Here is a 23409-nt window from a genome sequence, read left to right on the forward strand (position 1 = left end):
TGATGGGGCGTTCCTCGTTTTACTCGGACAGACTCCTGGTGCGAGCGCGGTCCCGGAGTAGATGTTTCTGCTGCGCGGGATCTCTCCGCAAGAGGGGCAGGCATCCACGAGCAGCAGGTGATGGCGCGTACAAGCGAAAGTGAAGCTCAGGCGCCACGACAACTGCCAGCGCCCACCAGATTCCCTTAGACACTCCGGGCAGTAGCGAGAACCGCATGCGCGGCCCCAGAGCCGCTTCTTGTCGACGCGGCGGCGATCCCAATCGATGAAGAGTGCCCTCCCGTGCCAACGAGCCAGCGTCATAGCCAATAGCAAGTCCCGGTCGATTCCGGAGGCCATCGCGAGGTGCTCCACCTCTCCGTCGGCCAATGCAGTTGTCCAAGGAGGCCTCGCTGATGAGTGCCGACTCGCCGGTCCGCTAAGGCCCAGCGCCTCGGTAATGTGCGTCAGGGGTGCTCTGCTACGGCAGGCGACGACCTCGAGCCAGCTGTCGAGTGCCTCACCATCCACGGGCTGGACCCGGAGGGGCAGTGTACGTGCCGCATTCAACGGCTTGCCTGCTTCTTGGAAGTCGCGGACGGGACTAGGTTGACCTTTGAGGTCCAGCTGCGGGCTCGTAGTCCTGCATCAAGCTGTTTTCGTGCCTGCTCTGAAGCGGCATCAATCTTGACGCTGTTGAGCAGGTCGGCATCCAGCCGCTCCGCTCCGGTCCGGACTGCCCGCTGGCAACCGCGGTTGATCAGGGTCATGAGCGAGCCGATGTGTCCGGTCGTGCGGGCATAGATATAGTCCGACAGCTCATCGGCCAGCATGCCGGGAAACTTGTTCGCGAGAATCAGGCGTTTCTCCAGCCAGAGCAGCAGGCCCCGCCATTGCCGCCGAGATTGATCGTCGTTCACTGAGAACGGCGCCATCGTCAGGGGCGTGGTACGACGAGCGGTCTGAGCTAGGGTCACGTCCCCGCCCATATCCATCTCCGAGTACAGACCTCGCGCCTCCAATTCAACACCTACGAAAATCAAGGTCACGGGAAACTCGTTGGCGATGTGTTTGAAGTGGTTACTGACCTCTCGACCGTTCCGGTCCGACCACTTCAGGAAGTGGAGGTCGTCAATGATCAGGATTCGCGTCTCGCAGTCCAGGACGCAGTCAAGGGCCCGCTGCAGGAACTGCGCGGAGGTTCCCCGGAAGCGGGCCGGGTGGGCAAAGAACTCTAGGATGGAACGATTGAAGTCCTTCATGCCGATGTTACTGGTCAGACCTACCCGACACACCGGCCACCGCTCATTTCCATCCTGAGTCAGCCGCCCCAGTTCCGCGATTTCCCGACGATGGAACTCCTGAGCAAAATGCAAGACAGCAGTGGTCTTCCCAAGACCTGGAAACGCGTCGACCGCAACTGCTCCCTTGGGCTTGTCACCATCCTGCACATTACTGTCGATGATGTCCCACAAATCGTCCTGAAGTGCATTGAGCTGCGGCGTCTTGATCGGCCCGAGATTGGCGTGCCAATCTCGCCTAAGTCGGTTGTAAGCGGCATGTGCCGGCTCGTCGAGCAGAGCGACCTGCCCAACGGTCATGAGGTCGGGCTGGATACGTTTCGGCGCCTCGGCCAGTTGGCGAAATCCTTCCTTTCGGGACAGTGTCAGGTTGTCCAGCGGCAGGCTCGCACCATTCGGCGTTCTATCGGTCATGCGTCCTCCAGAGCATCCGCGTAGTAGTCGTCCTCGCCATCAGGACCGTCCGACGGACAGACAAGAACATCCAGTTCGTCGTCCTCGTCGTCATCGCCTGCTTGGGCGCCTTCGTACGGTTCGGGCTCTGGCTCCTCTTCGTCCTGCATCGTTTCCACGTTGGTGGCCATCACCTTGGCCACGGAGGGCAGCATGGCGACCTCGCTGTCAGTAGCGGGCAAGTCGATAGCCGACTGCTCACGCGCCATACGCAATGCCACGCGTCGCTCAGACCTGGTCAGGCCCAGCCCGAGATTCCAGCGCTCCAGCAGCTGCGTCAGCGCGTTCTCGTCGTCCGGATAGCGATACTTGTGCCGCGCCATCTTCCGGGCGAGCTCCAAAGCGTCCTCACTTACCGGAAAGTTCATGGCCGGAGCGTGCTCCCAGTCCAGCGTGTGCCACTTACGGGTATCAGGGCGGCGGAAGTAGACGCGGGTGATGTCGTCAGGGTCGACGTGAATAGGCCAGCGTCCTTTGGCACGGGGGGAGGTATAAGGGCTCGTCTGGTTGCGGAGGCCGTTCAGTCCCGGCCCGTTGTAGCGGCAGCCGCGGATTTCGACGCCGTAGTGCTGGATTGACCTCCAGTCAGTCTTGAGGAATTCGAATCCGAGGTCGGGATCGCGAGGGACCTCGATGTAACCAGCTCGGGCGATACCGTGATCGAACATTGCGGCCGGAGACAAATCCAGTCCTGGGATCCGAGGATCGACGAGGCCGTCGTGAGGACGCTGGTGGTAGACCAAGGCCACCCACTCCCGGATGATCGCTTCCAGTTCGTTGAGGAAGAAGAAGGCCTCGCCTTCCGGATTCACCCCCCGCCCGTAGATATCTGGTCCTTTGTATCCGGGAAGGTTCTCAAGCAACCCTTCACGAAGTGTTCGGAAGAACCGCTCAAGAGGGCCCTTGTCCCGTCCTGTACGCAGTCGGGCAGGTTGGATGGAGATGCCCAGCCGCTGGCAGACACTGGTGATGTGCTCGGACACGTAGGGCTTGCCGTGGTCCACCACGATGGTCTCAGGGACCAGGCCTGGCCCCTGAGAACCCCGTCCTGTTACACGGGCTGCGGCATCCGCCATGGGGCCCTCGATGGCATCCCGATCCAGCAGGACTGTCCGGGGAATGCCGTGGTCGGGCCAAACCGCGTCACGCGGCCAGTCCTTGCCCGCCGGACGGGGACGGTAGGTTTCAAAGAGTGTCGCGGCTACGTCAACGGACTTGGTGGATGCGGGGGTCATCCGCAGTCCAGTAATACAGCGGTCGTACCAGTCCATGGCTGCCGTCAACTCCGGCTGCACCCACTTCAATGTCAACGGGTCGAGCGCGAAGACGTCCAGCCGATTCGTGTCCAGCAACAGGAACTCACCAGGTCGTGTCGGCCGCAACTTTCCGTATACGCCGGCTGGCCGGGAAGCAATGTCACGGTTCCTCTGTGCGCTAAGGCGGAAAGTCGGCCGGCGCTTCTCGAGCTCGGAAAGCCATCGATACGCCGTTGCCCTGCTAGGGAGCGGTACCTCACTCTTCCCGTAGCGGGCTTCGAGGCGGGGACCAATGGTTCGGATGACCTTAGATTGGGTTGGCGTCGCATCATCTTCGTGCTCTGCCATGCTCTCCAAGGCCATTTCCACCCACCGGGGGTCAGCTCGCCCCACTCCTGCCGAGTCGGTGGACCGCTCAGGCAAGTCACGCACCAGAGCTGCTTCACGTTCGGCCTCGAACGCGGCAATCCAGCGTCTGAGCGTCCTCACGCCAACACCGAGTTCCTCCGCCTTGGCCCTGTAACGATCCATCTTGGGCGTGCCCGGCGTGTACTCGGGCCGTGGTTCCCCCGGGCCCGCCAACTCCGGCGTTCCGGAACGGTAGCCGTACAGCACCTCGTTAAGGTGCGCCGCCCGCTCGCGAATCGTCTCCAGCTCGAAATCCTCGAGCAGGGCAAGAGTTACCGAGGCTGTTTCGCCCGGATCTTCTGAGGAGGGCCCTGGGTTTTCCGCAATGACACGGGCACGGCCCGAGGCCAGCACCTCTCTTAGGGAGAGTCGGAACCTGCGACCGCGTCCGTCCTTGACCAGGATCTCGTTGCCACGGGAAGAGCCAAACATCTCCACCACCGTGACGACTTCACCGTCGTAGTGAAACCGTGTCCCCACCCCTACACGTGCTGCGCCCTGTCCGCTTCTCCGTTTGCCACCCAAGTCATCGACTTGGTTCGACACGGCGGCTTCTTGGTCATCCTGTTCTGGATCGTGGATTGGATCAGGCATCACACTCACCCCTGCACCTACAAGAGTTGCCGCTTTCCCGCTCAGTACACTCCGTTCGGACAGAATCCCATCAAAGTCAGTAGAGAGATGCTGCGACCAAAGAAGGTGGAAGATGCTGGCACGCACAAGCTCTTTGGACCAGTTCGGGAATGAGCGAAATGCATCACCCAGGGTCACTCCTTCTAGGTTCGCACCGCGGATTTCTTGCAGCAGTTCCGCACGGAACAGCCAGTCGCACCTATATCCGGCCAGGAATCGCAGATTAGCCCGCTCATCATGCGGCGGTTCACACCATACTTGATACTCCCAACCCCAGGACTCGACCACCTCTCGAGCCCACCCAAGCGAAAATGACACTTTCGGTCGGGTCAGTAACTCACGCGGCTTGACATCAACCACCATAGGCACCGAGTCATCGCGCAGCAGCAAGAAATCAGGCACATGCCGTCGCCGGACCTTATCGATCTCCGCCGTAATCAAAAATGGCTGAGCGTGAATCGACCTAACTTCAGGCGAGAAATCTGCATAGATCAGGCGCGTCAGCTCCAGCCGTGATTCATAAATCACGTGAGCACGCATGGTCGAGGACCAGTAGAAACCCGAGTAATGCTTCTGGCCGTAATACCAGCGGAACGTGCGCCACGGAACCAACGATTCCATTCTTTCAATGTCCGTATACGGCCATGGCGCCGCCGCAAGCTCACCGTCACTCCGGCGTACCGTCAACGAGACAGAGTCGACCGCAATGCTCACACGTCCCCCAGCAACTCATGTGCTGGCCTCATAGCATGGTGCCGTCAGGCCGTCCCTCCGACGGTTACATGGGGGCACGCAGACACACAGAGGGGGCCGCAGGGTTCATACTCATGAGCGATATCTCGAACAACTGTCCGTCTCATTTAGTTGGCCAGTTGGCCAGACAGTGGCCAACTGGAATGAGAATTGGTCACTCATTTTGAGAACCTACAACGGGGCCGGGGTCAGCCGGTCCGGCGGATGAGCGAGAGGTACATCGCGTCGGTCCCGTGCAGATGCGGCCACAGCTGCACGTCGGGCCCCTCTCCCAGGTCCGGTACGCCGGGCAGCAGCGGCCGGGCGTCGAGGAGCTCGGTGTCCGGGTGCTGCTTGAGGACGTCGGCGACCACGGCCCTGGTCTCGGCGAGGTGCGGCGAGCAGGTCGCGTAGCCGACGACACCGCCGACCCGCACGGACTCCAGGGCGGTGCGCAGCAGGCCGCGCTGCAACGGCGCGAACCCCTCCAGGTCCTCCGGCCGGCGCCGCCAGCGTGCCTCGGGACGGCGTCGCAGGGCCCCGAGCCCGGTGCACGGCACGTCGACCAGTACACGGTCGAAGCTGCCGGGCCGCCAGGCCGGACGCGTCCCGTCCGCGGCGATCACCTGGTACGGCCCGGGGTTCCCCTCCAGCGCCCTGGCCACGAGCCCGGCGCGGTGGGTCTGCTTCTCGGAGGCGACGAGCAGCGCGCCCCGCTGGGCCGCGAGGGCGCCGAGCAGCGCCGCCTTGCCGCCGGGCCCCGCACACCCGTCCAGCCACCGCCGGTCGGGCCCCTCCAGCGGCGCGTTGGCCAGGGCGAGCGCCACCAGCTGGCTGCCCTCGTCCTGCACGCCCGCGCGCCCGTCCCGCACGGCCGCGACGGCGCCCGGCTCACCGCCCTCGGTCAGCCGCACGGCATACGGCGACCAGTGTCCCGGCAGAGCGGCGTCCTCTTCGAGCAGTTCCTCGGCGGTGGCCCGTCCGGGCCGCGCCACCAGGGTCACCTCGGGCCGCTCGTTGTCGGCGCGCAGCAGGTCCTCGATGCCGGCGCGACCGCCGCCGAGGGAGTCCCACAGCGCCGACACGACCCACCGTGGATGCGAGTGGACGACGGAGAGATGGTCCTCGGGGTCCTCGTCGTAGGGCGGCGCGACCTGCTCCAGCCAGCCCTCCAGATCGTGCTGCGCGACCTTCCGCAGCACGGCGTTGACGAACTTGGCCCGCCCGTCGCCGAGCACGACCCGGGCGAGCTCGACGGTGGCGGACACGGCCGCGTGCGTCGGGATCCGCGTCCCGAGCAGCTGGTGCGCGCCGAGGCTCAGCACGTCCAGCACCGGCGGGTCGACCTCCCGCAGCGGCCGGTCCACGCAGGCCGAGAGGACCGCGTCGTACGTCCCCTGCCGCCGCAGCGTGCCGTACACCAGCTCGGTGGCGAGCGCCGCGTCCCGGGCGTCGAAGTTCTCGGGTCCCTCCTTCTCCCGCGCCTTGCGCAACAGGGGCGGCAGAACGAGGTTGGCGTAGGCGTCCCGCTCGTCCACGGCCCTCAGCGCCTCGAAGGCGAGGATGCGGACGGGGTCCTTCTTGGGCCGACGGTAGGGCTTGCCGGGCGTACGGGGCCGACGGGGCTGGTCGCTCACGAAAAAGGTGCTCCGGGTGTGAGAAGAAGTGCGCCGTCCAGCCTACGCCGCCCCGGACGCGGCGCCGTGTCAGCCCCCGAGCCGCTCGCCCTCGGCGATCCGCACCCCGCGGGCCCAGTCCGCCGCCCGCATCGGCTTCTTGCCCTGGGCCTGCACCCAGACCAGCTCGACCGCGTACGAGCCGGTGCCGACGTACACGTTGTTCTTCCCGGCGGAGATCTGCCCCGGGGCGAGATCCGTCCGGTCCGGCACGGGGGTGACCTGGATGAGCTTGAGCCGCTCGCTGCGGAACGTGGTCCAGGCGCCGGGCGCGGGAGTGCAGCCCCGCACCATCCGGTCGACGCGCAGCGCGGGAGCGTTCCAGTCGACGTGCGCGTCCTCGACATTGACCTTCGGGGCCAGGCTGACGCCCTCGGCCGGCTGCGGTACGGCCTTCAGGGTGCCGTCCTCGATCCCGTCCATGGTCGCCGCGAGCAGCCCGGCACCGGCGAACGCCAGCCGCGTCAGCAGGTCACCGCTGGTGTCGGTGGGCCGGATCTCCTCGGTGACCGTCCCGTAGACCGGTCCGGAGTCGAGCCCCTCCTCGATCAGGAACGTGGAAGCCCCGGTGATCTCGTCCCCGGCCATGATGGCGTGCTGCACGGGCGCGGCACCGCGCCAGGCCGGCAGCAGGGAGAAGTGCAGATTGACCCAGCCGTGCGCGGGGACGTCGAGGGCGACCCGGGGCAGCAGCGCGCCGTAGGCGACGACGGGGCAGCAGTCCGGCCCGATCTCCCGCAGCCGCTCCAGGAACTCGGGGTCCTTCGGCTTCGCGGGCTTCAGCATCTCGATCCCGGCCTCCTCCGCCCGCTCGGCGACGGGCGACGCGACGAGCCTGCGCCCCCGCCCGGCCGGCGCGTCGGGCCGCGTGACGACAGCGGCCACCTCGTGCCGCTCAGAGGCGAGAAGAGCGTCCAGAGCGGGAACGGCGACCTCGGGTGTACCGGCGAAGACGAGCTTCATGGGGTGGTGGGAGCCTCTCGGGCAGGGGTGGACGGCGGGCAGCTCACAAGTCTATGAGCCCCGCCGTGGAAAGCCGCCGACGGCGCCCGGCCCCCACGGGAGACCTCAGCCTCTTGGCCAACTGTTACGGGCGGTGCGCGGGTGGGAGACCAAAACCGAAGGCCGCAGGCCGAGGCGCACGCCGGGCGCAAACAGGCGCACGCATAAGCCCCCACGCCCCCACACCGTGACCCGCGGAGCGAAGCCGCGTTGGTCAAGACAGAGTTGACCACTTCGGGCCGCGATCGCGGCCCATTCCTTTCAACGCCGGTTCGAGAGGCTTGTTCATGGCCGACCACGCAACCCACGACGCCCAGGCTCGGGCCAGCCTGCACTTGCTGGTGCGGGACATCGAGCGGGTCCGCCGGCAGGTGGACGCACTGCGCACACTCACCGCCCAGTTGGGCAACGTCTACCGCCCGCGCCGCTCCGGCCCCTCCACGGGCTTCGTCGTCTACGGACGCGCTCCCGCCCCGACGGTACGTCTCGCCCAGGAGCTGCGGGACAGTGTCGAGACCCTGGTGACGGCGGCCGTGGACTTCGACCGCTCACTCGGCTTCTCGTGGGACGCGGTGGGCTCCGCGCTCGGAGTCACCAAACAGGCGGTCCACCGCCGTTACGGCGCACGCCGGACCACGGCCCAGCCGGCCGCGGCCGAGGCGGAGCGCACACCGGAGCCGTCGGGCTCCCGCACGGTCAGTGTGAACACCGGCCTCCCCACGGTCCCGGTGAACACCGGCCTCCCCACGGTCCCGACGGTCCCGACGGCCCGCTCCATGCCCACTCAGCCGACGGCGGGCAGCCCGGCCCTCCGCGACGAGGCGAGGCCGACGGCCTTCCCCGGCCCGCGCAACGGCTGAACCGCACCCCGTCCCGACACGCCGCTGCCCTCCCGATGCGTCCGGGAGGGCAGCGGCGTGTACGGGGAAGAACAGCGGCGGGCGCCGGGCGACGACAGCCACCGCGCCACCCACAGCGCCACCCACCACTTCACCCGATGTCAGCCGGATCGATCCGCACCCACACCGGCTCCGCACTCCCCCGGGCCATCCGCGCGGCCTGCGCCGCCTTCAGCGCACCGGCCAGCGCCGCGCCCTTCCCCGGCAGCACCCTGACCAACGCACGCTCCCACTGCTCCCCGGCCGGCGGCGCCCCCGCCCGCCGCGGTCGCCCCGCCGCGGGCACGGGCAACGGCACCGGCCCCAGTACCTCGGCCTCCGGCGGCAGTTCGGCCGCACGGAGAAACTCGGTCACCGCCTCCGCCGGACCCGACACGGCCGCCATCCGCGACACCGGGGGAAACCCCAGCTCGGCCCGCTCGGCGAGTTCCCGCACCGCGTGACCGACGGGGTCCCACCGCACGAGCGCCTGGACGGGCCGCAGCGTCGGCTCGGCCACGACCACCACCGTGCCACCGGCCGGCTGCGACCGGACGAGCGCCCCGGCCGCGATCCACCGCCGCAACGCGTCCTCCCCGGCCCGCAGGTCGGGCCGCCCGAGCATGGCCCACCCGTCGAGCAGCAGCGCCGCCGCGTACCCGCCCTCGGCGACGGGTTCGGCCCCGGGCGTGCTCACCACCAGCGCGGGCGCTCCCGGCACCGTGTCGAGCACGTGTTCACGGCCCGAGGTCCGCACGGGGACGGCGGGGAAGGCCCGTCCGAGTTCCTCGGCGGTCCGCCGGGCGCCCACCACCGAGGCGCGCAGCCGGAAGGCGCCGCACTCCGGGCAGTGCCAGCTGCCCTCCTCACGGCCGCACCACCCGCAGCACAACGCGCCGCCGTCCCTGGTTTCCAGCGGTCCGGAGCAGTGCCGGCAGCGCGCGGGCGCCCGGCAGTTGGCGCACGCCATGCGCGGCACGTATCCCCGCCGGGGCACCTGCACGAGCACCGGGCCATGCCGCAGGCCTTCCCTCACGACCTGCCAGGCGAGGGTCGGCAGCCGGGCGGCCCGGGCGGCCTCGTCCCGTGCGAGGTCCCCGTCCCCGACGGTGCGGACGAGCGGGGCGGTGGCGCGCACCTGCTCACGCCCGGCGACCAGCGGGCGCGCCCATCCGCTCTCGACGAGCTGCGCGGCCTCCACCGTGCAGCCCCAGCTGCCCAGCAGGAAGCCGCACTTGTCCTGGGCGGCCCGCAGCAGCAGCACCTCACGGGCGTGGGGCTGCGGGGCGTGCTGCTCGCTGTGGCTGTCGTCCCCGTCGTCCCAGATGGCGACCAGGCCGAGGTCCTGGACCGGTGCGAACATCGCGGCGCGGGTCCCGATCACGGCTCGTACGGAGCCCCGCCGGACCGCGAGCCACTGCGCGTACCGCTTCTCGGGACCCGCGTCGGCGGTGAGCACCGCGTGCCGCCCCTCCCCCAGCAGGGCGGTCAGGGCGGCGTCGGCCCGCGCGACCGCCCGCCCGTCGGGCAGGACCACGAGCGCCCCGCGACCGGAGGCCAGCGTCGCCCCGACGGCCCGGGCCAGCTCCTCGCTCCACTCCGGGCCGGGCAGCGCGTTCCACACGGCCCGTGGCGCACCGCCCGAGGCCAGCGACTCCAGGAAGGCCGCCCCCTGCTCGTACCGCTGCCAGGTGCCCGTCTCGGGCGCCGGGGGCGGCGGCAACGGTGCGGGCGAGGGGCGCTGCTCGGCCCGGGCGTTGCGCGGCGGCACCGCGAGTTGCAGGACGTCGGCGAGGCTGCCGGCGTACCGGTCGGCGACCGCCCGGGCCAGCCCCAGCAGCTCTTCGCTCAGCACCCGCTCGGGCGACACGACCTGGGCGAGGGCGGCCAGCGGCCCGGAGTAGTCGGACTCGGCCAGCCGCTCGACGAGGAACCCGTCGATCAGCCCCCCGCCCTCGCGCCGCCCGTCCCGCACCCGGTGCCGCCCGGCCCCGAACCGGACCCGCACCCGCACGCCCGGCTGGGCCTGCTCGTCCAGTTCCTCGGGCACGGCGTAGTCGAAGTACCGGTCGAGGTGGAGCACGCCCTTGTCGACGAGCACCCGCGCGACGGGCAGGTTCTTGGCGAGCGCGGCCCCCCGCCAGGTCCGCGGCTTGGCCCGGGGCGTCTTGGCCTGGCGCACACTCTCCCGGATGAGCGCGAGCTGCTCGGGCGGCGCACCTTCCGCGCCGCCGCACGCCTGTTCGTTCTCGCTGCTCACGCTTGCATTCTTACCAAACACCACTGACATCCGGCGGGCCCCGAGTACCCGCCGCCCGCGCACCGGACGCACGACGAGGCCCGGCGCCCCGAAGGGTGCCGGGCCTCGCGAGGTACCGCGGCGGCGTCGGGCGCGTGGCCTCGCCGCCCTGCCGGGACTTACAGCCCCGCGGCCTTGCGCAGCGCGTCCACGCGGTCCGTCCGCTCCCAGGTGAACTCGGGGAGCTCGCGGCCGAAGTGGCCGTAGGCCGCCGTCTGGGAGTAGATCGGGCGGAGCAGGTCGAGGTCGCGGATGATCGCGGCCGGACGGAGGTCGAAGACCTCGTCGATCGCCTTCTCGATCTTGTCCGTGTCGACCTTGGCGGTGCCGAAGGTCTCGACGAACAGACCGACCGGCTCGGCCTTGCCGATGGCGTACGCCACCTGGACCTCGCAGCGGGTGGCGAGACCCGCTGCGACGACGTTCTTGGCGACCCAGCGCATCGCGTACGCCGCGGAGCGGTCGACCTTGGACGGGTCCTTGCCGGAGAAGGCGCCGCCGCCGTGGCGGGCCATGCCGCCGTAGGTGTCGATGATGATCTTGCGGCCGGTCAGGCCGGCGTCACCCATCGGGCCGCCGATCTCGAAGCGGCCGGTCGGGTTGACCAGGAGGCGGTAGTTCTCCGTGTCGATCTTGATGCCCTCGTCGAGCAGCGCCTTGAGCTCCGGGTCGACGACGAACTCCTTGATGTCCGGAGCCAGGAGCGAGTCCAGGTCGATGTCGGAGGCGTGCTGCGAGGAGACCACGACGGTGTCCAGGCGGACCGCCTTGTCGCCGTCGTACTCGATGGTGACCTGCGTCTTGCCGTCCGGGCGCAGGTAAGGGATCGTGCCGTTCTTGCGCACGTCGGACAGGCGCTTCGACAGGCGGTGCGCCAGGAAGACCGGCAGCGGCATCAGCGTGGGCGTCTCGTCCGTCGCGTAGCCGAACATCAGGCCCTGGTCGCCCGCGCCCTGCTTGTCGAGCTCGTCCTCGTCGCCCTCGACACGGGACTCGTAAGCCGTGTCCACGCCCTGGGCGATGTCCGGGGACTGCGCGCCGATGGACACCGAGACCCCGCAGGAGGCGCCGTCGAAGCCCTTCTTGGAGGAGTCGTAGCCGATTTCGAGGATCTTGCTCCGGACCAGCGTCGCGATGTCCGCGTACGCCTTGGTCGTGACCTCGCCGGCCACGTGCACCAGACCGGTCGTGATCAGGGTCTCGACGGCGACCCGGGAGGTCGGGTCCTCGCGGAGCAGCGCGTCGAGAATGGTGTCGCTGATCTGGTCAGCGATCTTGTCGGGGTGACCCTCGGTCACGGACTCCGAGGTGAACAGACGACGGGACACAACGCTCCCTGGGGTTGCAGCGGCTGCTGGCTGATCAGTGGCGGACGGCGGGGGCTGCACCCGACGCCGTCCGTGGAACAGTTTATCGGTCACGCTTCGGCCACGGCCCCCCTGTCTCGCCACTCGGAAGTGCTGTGACCTGCGGCACGGGCATTCTGCCCAATGCCGAGCGACGTTGGCCAGAGGCGCCACGCCCCGATCGGCCGGGTTTCACGGGGTCGCAGGGCGCATGAAACATCAGCGGAGACGCTCGGCCACCAGGTCCCATACGGTTTCGGCCAGGGCTTCCTTGGGTCCGTACGGCACCGCGGTCTCACTGCCGTCGGCGCCGAGGACGACGGCCTCGTTCTCCTCGGAACCGAAGGTCCGGCTCTCCCCCACCTCGTTCACCACCAGCAGATCGCAGCCCTTGCGCTTCAGTTTCGCGCGGCCGTTGGCGAGCACGTCGTCGGTCTCCGCGGCGAAGCCGACGACGACCTGTCCGGGGCGGGCGCGCTCGGTGGAGATCTCCGCGAGGATGTCCGGATTCCGCACCAGGGTGATCGGCTCCGGCTCCTGGTCGTCCTTCTTCTTGATCTTCCCCGCCGCGTACACCGCCGGGCGGAAGTCGGCCACCGCCGCCGCCATGACCACCGCGTCGGCGTCGGCGGAGGCCCGCAGCACCGCCTCGCGCAGCTGCACGGCGGTGCCCACGGGGACGACGTCCACGCCGGCCGGGTCGGGCAGGGCGCTGTTCGCCGCGATCAGCGTGACCCGGGCGCCGCGGGCGGCCGCGGTGCGGGCGAGGGCGTAGCCCTGCTTGCCGGAGGAGCGGTTGCCGAGGAACCGGACGGGGTCCAGGGGTTCGCGGGTGCCTCCGGCGCTGACCACCACATGCCGGCCCTTCAGGTCGGGCTCGGTCACGCCCCGGACCAGCACCCGGCGGCAGACCTCGAAGATCTCGCCGGGGTCGGGCAGCCGGCCCTTGCCGGTGTCGACGCCAGTGAGGCGGCCCACGGCCGGTTCGATGACGACGGCGCCGCGGCGGCGCAGCGTCGCCACGTTCTCCCGGGTGGCCGGGTGCTCCCACATCTCCGTGTGCATGGCGGGGGCGAAGACGACCGGGCAGCGGGCGGTGAGCAGCGTGTTGGTGAGAAGGTCGTCGGCGAGGCCGTGGGCCGCCTTGGCGAGCATGTCGGCGGTGGCGGGGGCGACGACGACCAGGTCGGCGTGCTGTCCGATGCGGACGTGCGGGACCTCGTGCACTTCGTCCCACACCTCGGTGGAGACCGGGTTTCCGGAGAGCGCGGACCAGGTGGCGGCGCCGACGAAGTGCAGCGCGGAGGCGGTGGGCACCACGCGCACGTCATGGCCCGACTCCGTCAGCCGCCGCAGCAGCTCACAGGCCTTGTACGCGGCGATGCCGCCAGTGACCCCCAGAACGACCTTCGGCTTGTCCACGTCTCTCCCCGGACCTCGGCAACCGGCACACCGTACGACTCCATGACACACCACAGGCCCGGCAGTCGGCCTGCCGGGCCTGTGGAAAAGTCAGCGTCAAGCTGCAAATAGTACTTACTGCGCCGGGCCCTCGACGGCCTCGGACGTCAGCAGCCCCGCGTTGATCTCGCGAAGGGCGATCGAGAGCGGCTTCTCGTGGACGTGGGTGTCGACGAGAGGACCGACGTACTCGAGGAGACCCTCGCCGAGCTGCGAGTAGTACGCGTTGATCTGGCGGGCCCGCTTGGCCGCGTAGATCACGAGGCTGTACTTCGAGTCGGTGGCCTCGAGGAGCTCGTCGATCGGCGGGTTGATGATGCCCTCGGGCGCGGAGATGGAAGAGGACACGCTCTACCTTCCGATGGATGGGAAAGATTCTGTCGGGGTGATCAGCGAGACCCGGAATCGATCAGCGATGGTCACACGACGTCCACCAAGGCTAGCAGCTCGCGAGCCACGTCCTCGACGGAGGTGTTCACCAGGGTCGTATCGAACTCGGGCTCGGCGGCCAGTTCGGTCTTCGCCACCTCGAGCCGGCGCTCGATGACCTCGGGCGGTTCGGTACCCCGCCCGGTGAGTCTGCGCACCAGCTCCTCCCAGGAGGGCGGAGCCAGGAACACCAGCTGGGCCTCGGGCATCGACTCCCGGACCAGACGGGCGCCCTGGAGATCGATCTCGAGCAGTACGGGCTCACCCTTCTCCAGGCGCTCCTGTACGGCCGCGCGCGGCGTGCCGTAGCGGTTGCCCGCGAACTCGGCCCACTCCAGCAGTTCGCCGTTGGCGATCAGCTTGTCCATCTCGTCGTCACTGACGAAGAAGTAGTGGACTCCGTGCTTCTCGCCGGGGCGGGGCTTGCGGGTCGTCGCCGACACCGAGAGCCAGACCTCGGGATGTTCCTTGCGCATATGGGCGACGACCGTGCTCTTGCCGACCCCGGAGGGGCCGGAGAGCACGGTCAGCCGCGGACGTACGTCCGGGGGCACGGGGGTGGTCCCCCGGGGTGTTGCAGCCATGCAGCGATTATCCAGCAATCCCGGAGTGCCCGGGACTCGCTCCCCCGGAATGCCCGGTTCAGGAACCGGTGCTGCCGAACTCACGCTCAAGGGAGGCGATCTGGTTGGAACCGAGACCACGCACGCGGCGGCTCTCGGAGATACCGAGTCGCTCCATGATCTGCTTGGCGCGGACCTTGCCCACGCCCGGCAGGGACTCGAGGAGGGCGGAGACCTTCATCTTGCCGATGACGTCGTTCTCCTGGCCCTGCTTGATGACCTCGTGAAGAGAGGCGCCGGAGTGCTTGAGTCGATTCTTGACCTCGGCCCGCTCCCGGCGAGCCGCGGCGGCCTTTTCGAGCGCGGCTGCGCGCTGTTCAGGGGTAAGGGGCGGAAGAGCCACGCCTACGTCACCTCGGATGTCGAACTGTCGGATACGGACCGGTGAGGAACCTAGTCGCCCCACACCTGGGGAGCTACGAGCAACACGCTTGCCCGTTCACTCTCGTCGGAGACTAGCGGGCAAGTCCGCCAGAGTCAGCGAGAACAGCGGAAAAGTCCTGGTCAGCCTTCATCTGAACGGACATTTAGGACATACTGCCCCGGATTTGAGGATGTATTCAGATTCAAGCGCGCCCCGGACCACTCATCGCAGGACTTCGGAGAAGAGCAGGAAGTGGTCAGGAGGAGGTCACGGCGTGCCGGATCTCCTCCGCGAAGCGTTCCGCGGCGTCACGCAGCGCGACCGCGTCGGGACCGTGGCGTAGCACTCCCCGGCTGACGTTCGGCACGACATTGCGCACCGCCGCCCCGAAGACCCGGGGAAGATCGGCCGGCGTCGCCCCCTGGGCGCCGATGCCGGGCGCGAGGAGCGGGCCGTTGATGTCCAGGTCGTACGAGGACAGATCGCCGAGGGTGGCGCCGACGACCGCGCCGAAGGACCCCAGGGGCTCCTCTCCCGCGTTCTCCGCGGACAGGTGCGCCAGCATGGTCGCTCCGACGTTCCGCCCGTCGGACCGTACGGCGTGCTGGACCTCGCCGCCCTCCGGGTTGGAGGTCAGCGCCAGCACGAACAGGCCGGCGCCGTTCTCCCGCGCCAGCGCGACGGCCGGGCTCAGCGAGCCGTAGCCGAGGTACGGCGAGACGGTCAGCGCGTCGGAGAACAGTGGCGCGTCCTTGTGCAGGAAGGACTCGGCGTACGCGGCCATGGTCGAGCCGATGTCGCCGCGCTTGGCGTCCATCACGACCAGCGCGCCGGCCGCCCGCGCCTCGGCCACCGACTTCTCCAGGACGGCGACGCCGCGCGAGCCGAACCGCTCGAAGAACGCGCTCTGCGGCTTGAGCACGGCGACCCGGTCGGCCACCGCCTCGACGGCCGTGCGGCTGAACCGCTCCAGGCCCGCCACGTCGTCGTTGAGGCCCCACTCGGCGAGCAGGGAGGCGTGCGGGTCGATGCCGACGCAGAGCGGGCCGCGCTCGTCCATGGCGCGGCGCAGGCGGGCACCGAAGGGTTCCAGACCACTCATGCCGTCTTCCTCACGTCGGCGCCCACCGCGTCGGCGAGCGTGGCGTACGGGCTGGTGCGCAGGCGCGCGGCGAGCCCCTTGTGGAGGGCGCGAGCGTAGAACGGCCCCTCGTAGATGAAGGCGCTGTAGCCCTGGACCAGCGTGGCACCGGCCAGGATGCGCTGCCAGGCGTCCTCGGCGTTCTCGACGCCCCCGACGCCCACCAGGGTGATCCGGTCGCCCACGCGCGCGTACAGGCGGCGCAGGACCTCCAGGGAGCGTTCCTTCAGGGGCGCGCCGGACAGGCCGCCGGTCTCCTTGACCAGGGAGGGGTCGGACTTCAGGCCGAGTCCCTCGCGCGCGATGGTGGTGTTCGTGGCGATGATCCCGTCCAGGCCGAGTTCCACGGCGAGGTCGGCGACGGCGTCGACGTCCTCGTCGGCGAGGTCCGGCGCGATCTTGACCAGGAGCGGGACACGCCGCGCGGACACCGCGCGGTCGGCGGCCTCGCGGACGGCGCTCAGCAGCGGGCGCAGCGCCTCCGTGGCCTGGAGATTGCGCAGACCGGGCGTGTTCGGGGAGGAGACGTTGACCACGAGGTAGTCGGCGTAGGGCGCCAGCCGCTCGGCGGACTTCACGTAGTCCGCGACGGCCTCCTCCTCGGGTACGACCTTGGTCTTGCCGATGTTGACGCCGACGACGGTCTTGAAGACGGGCGTCCGGGAGGCCAGGCGGGCGGCGACGCGGAGCGACCCGTCGTTGTTGAAGCCCATGCGGTTGATCAGCGCCCGGTCCTTGACGAGGCGGAACAGCCGCTGCTTGGGGTTGCCGGGCTGCGGCTCGCCGGTGACCGTGCCGATCTCGACGTGGTCGAAGCCGAGCATCGCCATGCCGTCGATGCCGACGGCGTTCTTGTCGAAGCCCGCGGCGAGCCCGAAGGGGCCGTGCATGCGCAGCCCGAAGGCCTCCGTGCGCAGTTCCTTGTGGCGGGGCGCGAGGGCGGCCGCGAGGAAGGTGCGCAGCACGGGCACGCGGGCGGCCAGGCGGATCCAGCGGAAGGCCAGGTGGTGCGCCTGCTCCGGGTCCATCCGCTTGAAGAACAGACTGAAAAAGATCTTGTACATGGTGTCCTCACGAAGACATGGCGTCCTCACGAAGAGGGGGACACCGTTTCCGGTGTCCCCCTCTTCGGCTGCTAGTCGCGGGCCGCGGTCAGGTGTTCCGCGTGTTCCTGGAGCGATCGGACGCTCACGTCGCCGCGGTTGAGGGCGTCGATGCCCTGGACCGCCGCCGCGAGCGCCTGGACGGTCGTCAGGCAGGGCACGGAGCGTGCCACGGCCGCCGTGCGGATGTCGTAGCCGTCGAGGCGGCCACCGGTGCCGTACGGGGTGTTGACGATGAGGTCGACCTCGCCGTCGTGGATGAGCTGGACGATGGTCTTCTCGCCGTTGGGGCCGGTGCCCTCGGACTGCTTGCGCACGATCGTGGCGTTGATGCCGTTGCGCTTGAGCACCTCGGCCGTGCCGGAGGTGGCGAGCAGCTCGAAGCCGTGGGCGACCAGCTCGCGGGCCGGGAAGATCATCGAGCGCTTGTCGCGGTTGGCGACCGAGATGAACGCGCGGCCCTTGGTGGGCAGCGGGCCGTAGGCGCCCGCCTGCGACTTGGCGTACGCCGTGCCGAAGACGGAGTCGATGCCCATGACCTCACCCGTGGAGCGCATCTCCGGGCCGAGGACCGTGTCGACGCCGCGGCCGTGGATGTCGCGGAAGCGCGACCACGGCATGACGGCCTCCTTGACGGAGATCGGCGCGTCGAACGGCAGCTCGCCGCCGTCACCGTCGGCCGGCAGCAGGCCCTCGGCGCGCAGCTCGGCGATGGTCGCGCCCAGTGAGATCCGGGCGGCGGCCTTCGCCAGCGGCACCGCCGTCGCCTTCGAGGTGAAGGGGACGGTCCGGGAGGCGCGCGGGTTGGCCTCCAGGACGTAGAGGATGTCGCCCGCCAGCGCGAACTGGATGTTGATCAGGCCGCGCACGCCGACGCCCTTGGCGATGCCCTCCGTGGAGGCGCGCAGGCGCTTGATGTCGAAGCCGCCGAGCGTGATCGGGGGCAGGGCGCACGCCGAGTCGCCGGAGTGGATGCCGGCCTCCTCGATGTGCTCCATGACGCCGCCGAGGTACAGCTCCTGGCCGTCGTAGAGCGCGTCGACGTCGATCTCGATCGCGTCGTCCAGGAACCGGTCGACCAGGACCGGCCGGGACGGGCTGATCTCCGTCGACTCGGCGATGTACGCCTCCAGGCGCGTCTCGTCGTAGACGATCTCCATGCCGCGCCCGCCGAGGACGTACGAGGGGCGCACCAGGACGGGGTAGCCGATCTCGTCGGCGATGGCCTTGGCCTCGGCGAAGGTGGTGGCGGTGCCGTGCTTGGGGGCCGGGAGGCCGGCCTCCTTGAGGACCCGGCCGAAGGCGCCCCGGTCCTCGGCGGCGTGGATGGCCTCCGGGGAGGTGCCGACGATCGGCACGCCGTTGTCCTTCAGCGCCTGCGACAAGCCCAGCGGGGTCTGGCCGCCGAGCTGGACGATGACGCCCGCGACCGGGCCGGCCTGCTGCTCGGCGTGCACGATCTCCAGCACGTCTTCGAGCGTCAGCGGCTCGAAGTACAGGCGGTCGGAGGTGTCGTAGTCCGTGGAGACGGTCTCCGGGTTGCAGTTGACCATCACCGTCTCGTAGCCCGCGTCGCTGAGCGCGAAGGAGGCGTGGACGCAGGAGTAGTCGAACTCGATGCCCTGGCCGATGCGGTTCGGGCCGGAGCCCAGGATGATGACGGCCGGCTTCTCGCGGGGCGCGACCTCGGTCTCCTCGTCGTAGGAGGAGTAGAAGTACGGCGTCTTCGCGGCGAACTCGGCGGCGCAGGTGTCGACCGTCTTGTAGACCGGGCGGATGCCGAGCGCGTGCCGGACCTCGCGGACGACGTCCTCGCGCAGGCCTCGGATCTCTCCGATCTGCTGGTCGGAGAAGCCGTGCCGCTTGGCCTCGGCGATCAGGTCGGTGGTCAGCTCGGGGGCCTCGGCCAGCTCTTCCGCGATCTCCTTGATCAGGAAGAGCTGGTCGACGAACCAGGGGTCGATCTTCGTGTACTCGAAGACCTCCTCGGGCGTGGCGCCCGCGCGGATGGCCTGCATGACGGTGTTGATCCGGCCGTCGGTGGGGCGGACCGCCTCTTCCAGGAGCCGGGTCTTGTCGCCGGGGTCGCCGACGAAGGTGAACTGGCTGCCCTTCTTCTCCAGCGAGCGCAGGGCCTTCTGGAAGGCCTCGGTGAAGTTGCGGCCGATGGCCATGGCCTCGCCGACCGACTTCATGGTCGTGGTGAGGGTGGAGTCGGCGCTCGGGAACTTCTCGAAGGCGAAGCGCGGGGCCTTCACGACCACGTAGTCGAGCGTCGGCTCGAAGGAGGCCGGGGTCTCCTGCGTGATGTCGTTCGGGATCTCGTCCAGCGTGTAGCCGACGGCGAGCTTGGCGGCGATCTTGGCGATCGGGAAGCCGGTCGCCTTGGAGGCGAGCGCCGAGGACCGGGACACGCGCGGGTTCATCTCGATGACGATGACCCGGCCGTCCTCGGGGTTCACCGCGAACTGGATGTTGCAACCGCCGGTGTCGACACCGACCTCGCGGATGACGGCGATGCCGATGTCGCGGAGGGTCTGGTACTCGCGGTCCGTCAGCGTCATCGCGGGCGCCACGGTGATCGAGTCACCGGTGTGCACGCCCATGGGATCGAAGTTCTCGATGGAGCAGACGACCACGACGTTGTCGTGCTTGTCGCGCATCAGCTCCAGCTCGTACTCCTTCCAGCCGAGGATGGACTCCTCCAGGAGCACCTCGGTGGTCGGCGAGAGCGTGAGGCCCTGACCGGCGATGCGGCGCAGCTCCTCCTCGTCGTGTGCGAAGCCGGAGCCGGCACCGCCCATGGTGAAGGACGGGCGGACCACGACCGGGTAGCCGCCGAGCTCCTCGACGCCCCTGAGGACGTCGTCCATGGAGTGGCAGATGTAGGACCGGGCGGACTCGCCGTGGCCGATCTTCTTGCGGACCTCTTCCACGACCTCCTTGAACTGGTCGCGGTCCTCGCCCTTGTGGATCGCCTCGACGTTGGCACCGATCAGCTCGACGCCGTACTTGTCGAGCGTCCCCGCCTCGTGCAGCGAGATCGCGGTGTTGAGGGCCGTCTGGCCGCCCAGGGTGGGCAGCAGCGCGTCCGGGCGCTCCTTGGCGATGATCTTCTCGACGAACTCGGGGGTGATCGGCTCGACGTAGGTGGCGTCGGCGATCTCCGGGTCGGTCATGATCGTCGCCGGGTTGGAGTTCACCAGGACGACCCTGAGGCCCTCGGCCTTCAGGACCCGGCACGCCTGGGTGCCGGAGTAGTCGAACTCGGCGGCCTGGCCGATGACGATCGGGCCGGAGCCGATGACCAGGACGGACTGGATATCGGTGCGCTTAGGCACGCTGGCCCTCCATCAGGGATACGAAGCGGTCGAACAGGTAGGCGGCGTCGTGCGGGCCGGCTGCCGCTTCGGGGTGGTACTGGACGCTGAAGGCGGGGCGGTCGAGGAGCTGGAGCCCCTCCACCACGTTGTCGTTCAGGCAGACGTGGGACACCTCGGCGCGGCCGAACGGGGTCTCGGAGACCTGGTCGAGCGGGGCGTCGACGGCGAAGCCGTGGTTGTGCGCGGTGACCTCGACCTTGCCGGTCGTACGGTCCTGCACCGGCTGGTTGATGCCGCGGTGGCCGTACTTCAGCTTGTAGGTGCCGAAGCCGAGCGCGCGGCCCAGGATCTGGTTGCCGAAGCAGATGCCGAACAGCGGGGTGCCGCGCTCCAGGACGCCCCGCATGACGGAGACGGGGTGGTCGGCGGTGGCCGGGTCGCCCGGGCCGTTGGAGAAGAACACGCCGTCCGGGTCGACCGCGTAGACGTCCTCGACGGTCGCGGTGGCCGGGAGCACGTGCACCTCGATGCCGCGCTCGGCCATGCGGTGCGGGGTCATGCCCTTGATGCCGAGGTCGACGGCGGCGACGGTGAACTTCTTCTCGCCGATCGCGGGGACGACGTACGGCTCGGTGGTGGCGACCTCGGCGGAGAGGTTCGCGCCCTTCATCTGCGGGGCTTCCTGCACGCGCGCGAGGAGTGCGCTGTCGTCCCGGACCGCGTCACCGCTGAAGATGCCGACGCGCATCGCGCCGCGCTCGCGCAGGTGGCGCGTGAGGGCGCGGGTGTCGATGCCGGAGATGCCGACGACGCCCTGCGCGGCCAGCTCCTCGTCCAGCGTGCGCCGGGAGCGCCAGCTGGAGGGCACGCGCGCGGGGTCGCGCACGACGTACCCGGAGACCCAGATGCGCTTGGACTCCATGTCCTCGTCGTTGACGCCGGTGTTGCCGACGTGCGGGGCGGTCATCACCACGACCTGGCGGTGGTACGAGGGGTCGGTGAGGGTCTCCTGGTAGCCGGTCATGCCGGTGGAGAACACCGCTTCGCCGAAGGTCTCCCCCACGGCCCCGTAGGCACGGCCGCGGAAGACCCGGCCGTCCTCCAGGACGAGTACGGCGGGAGTTTTGGCAGCTCCCCTGGTGGAGGTGGTCATCGTTCGGCGCCTTCCCTGCTGTTCGTTTCGATCATGGAGTTGATGGTGTCGACCCACTCGTTGTGTTCGGCCGCGTGGTCGGAGCGGAAGCCGGAGTCGATCAGCTTGTCGCCGTGCTCCCAGGTGACGACGAGCAGGCCGCCCTCGGTGAGCACCTTGCCGGCGATGCCCTTGTCGAGCCGGGCCTCGCGCAGCTGTGCGGCCGGGACGAAGAAGTCGCTCGCCCCGGGGCGTACGACGTCCAGTCCGGCGTCCGTGAGGGTCAGCTCGGCGCGGCTGCGGGTGCCCAGACCGTGCGCGACGATGCGGTCGAGCCACTGTCCGGCGGTGGTGGAGCCGTGGTAGCGGCCGCTCATGGTCAGGCGCTCCGGGCCCGTCTCGTCCGGGGCGACGGGCAGCTCGGGCAGGTCGCCCTGGAGCGTGCCGCGCCACTTCCAGCCCTCGCGCATCAGCCAGTAGACGAGCGCGACGAACAGGGCGAGGCCGACGACCCAGCCGATGCGGGCGGCCCAGTCGGTCACTTGCGCCGATTCCTTCTCGGCGGCCAGCAGGAGTACAGGTGTCACGTGAGCTTCCCGTCGACGAGCGTGGCCTTGCCCCGCAGCCACGTGTGCGTCACACGGCCCGGCAGCTCACGACCCTCATAGGGGGTGTTGCGGCTGCGCGAGGCGAAGCCCGCGGGGTCCACAGAGCCACGGTATGCCGTGTCGACGAGGGTGAGGTTGGCGGGCTCACCTGCCGAGACGGGACGGCCGTGCCCCTTGGCCTGTCCGATCTGCGCGGGCTTGAAGGACATGCGGTCGGCGACGCCGGCCCAGTCCAGCAGGCCCGTGTCGACCATGGTCTCCTGCACCACTGACAACGCGGTCTCCAGGCCGACCATGCCCATGGCGGCCGCGGCCCACTCGCAGTCCTTGTCCTCGTGCGGGTGCGGGGCGTGGTCGGTGGCGACGATGTCGATCGTGCCGTCGGCGAGCGCCTCGCGCAGGGCCATCACGTCGCGCTCGGTGCGCAGCGGCGGGTTGACCTTGTAGACGGGGTTGTACGTGCGGACCAGCTCGTCGGTGAGGAGCAGGTGGTGCGGGGTGACCTCGGCGGTGACGTCGATGCCGCGGGACTTGGCCCAGCGGACGATCTCGACGGACCCGGCGGTCGACAGGTGGCAGATGTGGACGCGGGAGCCGACGTGGTCGGCGAGCAGGACATCCCGGGCGATGATCGATTCTTCGGCCACCGCGGGCCAGCCCCCGAGGCCCAGCTCGGCGGAGACAATGCCCTCGTTCATCTCGGCGCCCTCGGTCAGCCGCGGCTCCTGCGCGTGCTGCGCGACGACACCGCCGAAGGCCTTCACATATTCCAGGGCCCGGCGCATGATCACCGCGTCGTGGACGCACTTGCCGTCGTCGGAGAAGACGGTGACCCCGGCGGCCGACTCGTACATGGCGCCCAGCTCGGCGAGCTTGCGGCCCTCCAGGCCGACGGTGACGGCACCGATCGGCTGGACGTCGCAGTAGCCGTGCTCCTTGCCGAGCCGCCAGACCTGCTCGACGACACCGGCGGTGTCGGCGACCGGGAAGGTGTTGGCCATGGCGAACACGGTGGTGTAGCCGCCGGAGGCCGCGGCCCGCGTACCGGTGAGGACGGTCTCGGAGTCCTCTCGGCCGGGCTCACGCAGATGGGTGTGCAGGTCGACCAGGCCCGGCAGCAGCACCTTGCCCTCGGCCTCGACGACCTCCGCGCCGTCGGTGGGCAGCCCGCTGCCCACCTCCGCGATCGTCCCGCCGTCGATCAGCACGTCCTGCGGCTCGCCGCCCAGCACCTTCGCACCACGGATCAGGATCTTGCTCAT

17 protein-coding genes and 1 pseudogene are annotated in these 23409 nt (G+C 69.3%); 1 reads left to right on the forward strand and 17 read right to left on the reverse strand.

All coding sequences use genetic code 11. The features are described 5' to 3' along the window. Positions 1-120: 120 nt before the first annotated feature. The 5 genes and pseudogenes from ABZ192_RS35780 to fmt all read right to left on the reverse strand — a co-directional run. Positions 121-549, reverse strand: a pseudogene (locus ABZ192_RS35780) (TniQ family protein); the annotation flags it as partial. Further along, positions 546-1694 carry a TniB family NTP-binding protein gene (locus ABZ192_RS35785; protein ID WP_356928644.1) on the reverse strand — a complete coding sequence of 383 codons (1149 nt, stop codon included), beginning with the start codon at positions 1692-1694 and terminating at the stop codon, positions 546-548. The gene ABZ192_RS35785 and the pseudogene ABZ192_RS35780, both read right to left, overlap by 4 nt. Further along, complete coding sequence (locus ABZ192_RS35790; RefSeq protein WP_356928645.1) at positions 1691-4651, reverse strand: TnsA-like heteromeric transposase endonuclease subunit; 2961 nt, start codon at positions 4649-4651, stop codon at positions 1691-1693. The genes ABZ192_RS35785 and ABZ192_RS35790 overlap by 4 nt, the downstream gene beginning before the upstream one ends. A 320-nt stretch (positions 4652-4971) precedes the next feature. Then, entirely contained in the window at positions 4972-6399 is a 1428-nt protein-coding gene (locus ABZ192_RS35795) for a transcription antitermination factor NusB (RefSeq protein WP_356928646.1), read from the reverse strand. Between the two features lie 69 nt (positions 6400-6468). Next, entirely contained in the window at positions 6469-7401 is a 933-nt protein-coding gene (fmt, locus tag ABZ192_RS35800; RefSeq protein WP_356928647.1) for a methionyl-tRNA formyltransferase, read from the reverse strand. Positions 7402-7727: 326 nt separating this feature from the next. Here fmt and ABZ192_RS35805 point away from each other — a divergent pair, with 326 nt between their 5' ends. Continuing rightward, positions 7728-8300, forward strand: coding sequence for a hypothetical protein (locus tag ABZ192_RS35805; RefSeq protein WP_356928648.1), 573 nt, complete (start codon positions 7728-7730; stop codon positions 8298-8300). A 130-nt stretch (positions 8301-8430) separates the two neighbouring features. Here ABZ192_RS35805 and ABZ192_RS35810 read toward each other — a convergent pair whose 3' ends face one another. The 12 genes from ABZ192_RS35810 to ABZ192_RS35865 form a co-directional block, all read right to left on the reverse strand. Beyond that, entirely contained in the window at positions 8431-10578 is a 2148-nt protein-coding gene (locus tag ABZ192_RS35810; protein ID WP_356928649.1) for a primosomal protein N', read from the reverse strand. 158 nt (positions 10579-10736) lie between these two features. Then, a complete protein-coding gene (gene metK, locus ABZ192_RS35815) occupies positions 10737-11945 on the reverse strand; it encodes a methionine adenosyltransferase (protein ID WP_356928650.1) in 1209 nt (402 codons plus the stop codon). A gap of 237 nt (positions 11946-12182) precedes the next feature. Further along, positions 12183-13385: a bifunctional phosphopantothenoylcysteine decarboxylase/phosphopantothenate--cysteine ligase CoaBC gene (coaBC, locus tag ABZ192_RS35820; protein ID WP_356928651.1), complete on the reverse strand. Its 1203-nt coding sequence runs from the start codon at positions 13383-13385 to the stop codon at positions 12183-12185. Between the two features lie 114 nt (positions 13386-13499). Further along, positions 13500-13772, reverse strand: coding sequence for a DNA-directed RNA polymerase subunit omega (gene rpoZ / locus ABZ192_RS35825; protein WP_003988945.1), 273 nt, complete (start codon positions 13770-13772; stop codon positions 13500-13502). Between the two features lie 71 nt (positions 13773-13843). Beyond that, complete coding sequence (gene gmk, locus ABZ192_RS35830; protein WP_356928652.1) at positions 13844-14437, reverse strand: guanylate kinase; 594 nt, start codon at positions 14435-14437, stop codon at positions 13844-13846. A 58-nt stretch (positions 14438-14495) separates the two neighbouring features. Beyond that, complete coding sequence (locus ABZ192_RS35835; RefSeq protein ID WP_003977346.1) at positions 14496-14819, reverse strand: integration host factor; 324 nt, start codon at positions 14817-14819, stop codon at positions 14496-14498. 277 nt (positions 14820-15096) lie between these two features. Then, a complete protein-coding gene (gene pyrF, locus ABZ192_RS35840) occupies positions 15097-15942 on the reverse strand; it encodes an orotidine-5'-phosphate decarboxylase (protein ID WP_356928653.1) in 846 nt (281 codons plus the stop codon). Next, on the reverse strand, positions 15939-17045 hold the full coding sequence (locus ABZ192_RS35845; protein WP_356928654.1) for a quinone-dependent dihydroorotate dehydrogenase: 1107 nt from the start codon (positions 17043-17045) through the stop codon (positions 15939-15941). Before ABZ192_RS35845 ends, pyrF begins: the two co-directional genes overlap by 4 nt. A gap of 71 nt (positions 17046-17116) precedes the next feature. Then, positions 17117-20425, reverse strand: a complete 3309-nt coding sequence (gene carB / locus ABZ192_RS35850) for a carbamoyl-phosphate synthase large subunit (RefSeq protein WP_356928655.1) — start codon at positions 20423-20425, stop codon at positions 17117-17119. Next, positions 20418-21560 carry a glutamine-hydrolyzing carbamoyl-phosphate synthase small subunit gene (gene carA / locus ABZ192_RS35855; RefSeq protein WP_356928656.1) on the reverse strand — a complete coding sequence of 381 codons (1143 nt, stop codon included), beginning with the start codon at positions 21558-21560 and terminating at the stop codon, positions 20418-20420. Before carA ends, carB begins: the two co-directional genes overlap by 8 nt. Next, complete coding sequence (locus ABZ192_RS35860; RefSeq protein WP_356928657.1) at positions 21557-22126, reverse strand: hypothetical protein; 570 nt, start codon at positions 22124-22126, stop codon at positions 21557-21559. The genes carA and ABZ192_RS35860 overlap by 4 nt, the downstream gene beginning before the upstream one ends. After that, a complete protein-coding gene (locus tag ABZ192_RS35865) occupies positions 22123-23409 on the reverse strand; it encodes a dihydroorotase (protein WP_356928658.1) in 1287 nt (428 codons plus the stop codon). The genes ABZ192_RS35860 and ABZ192_RS35865 overlap by 4 nt, the downstream gene beginning before the upstream one ends.

Origin of the sequence: Streptomyces sp. NPDC006235 (assembly GCF_040613735.1) — a bacterium.
Taxonomy (GTDB): domain Bacteria; phylum Actinomycetota; class Actinomycetes; order Streptomycetales; family Streptomycetaceae; genus Streptomyces.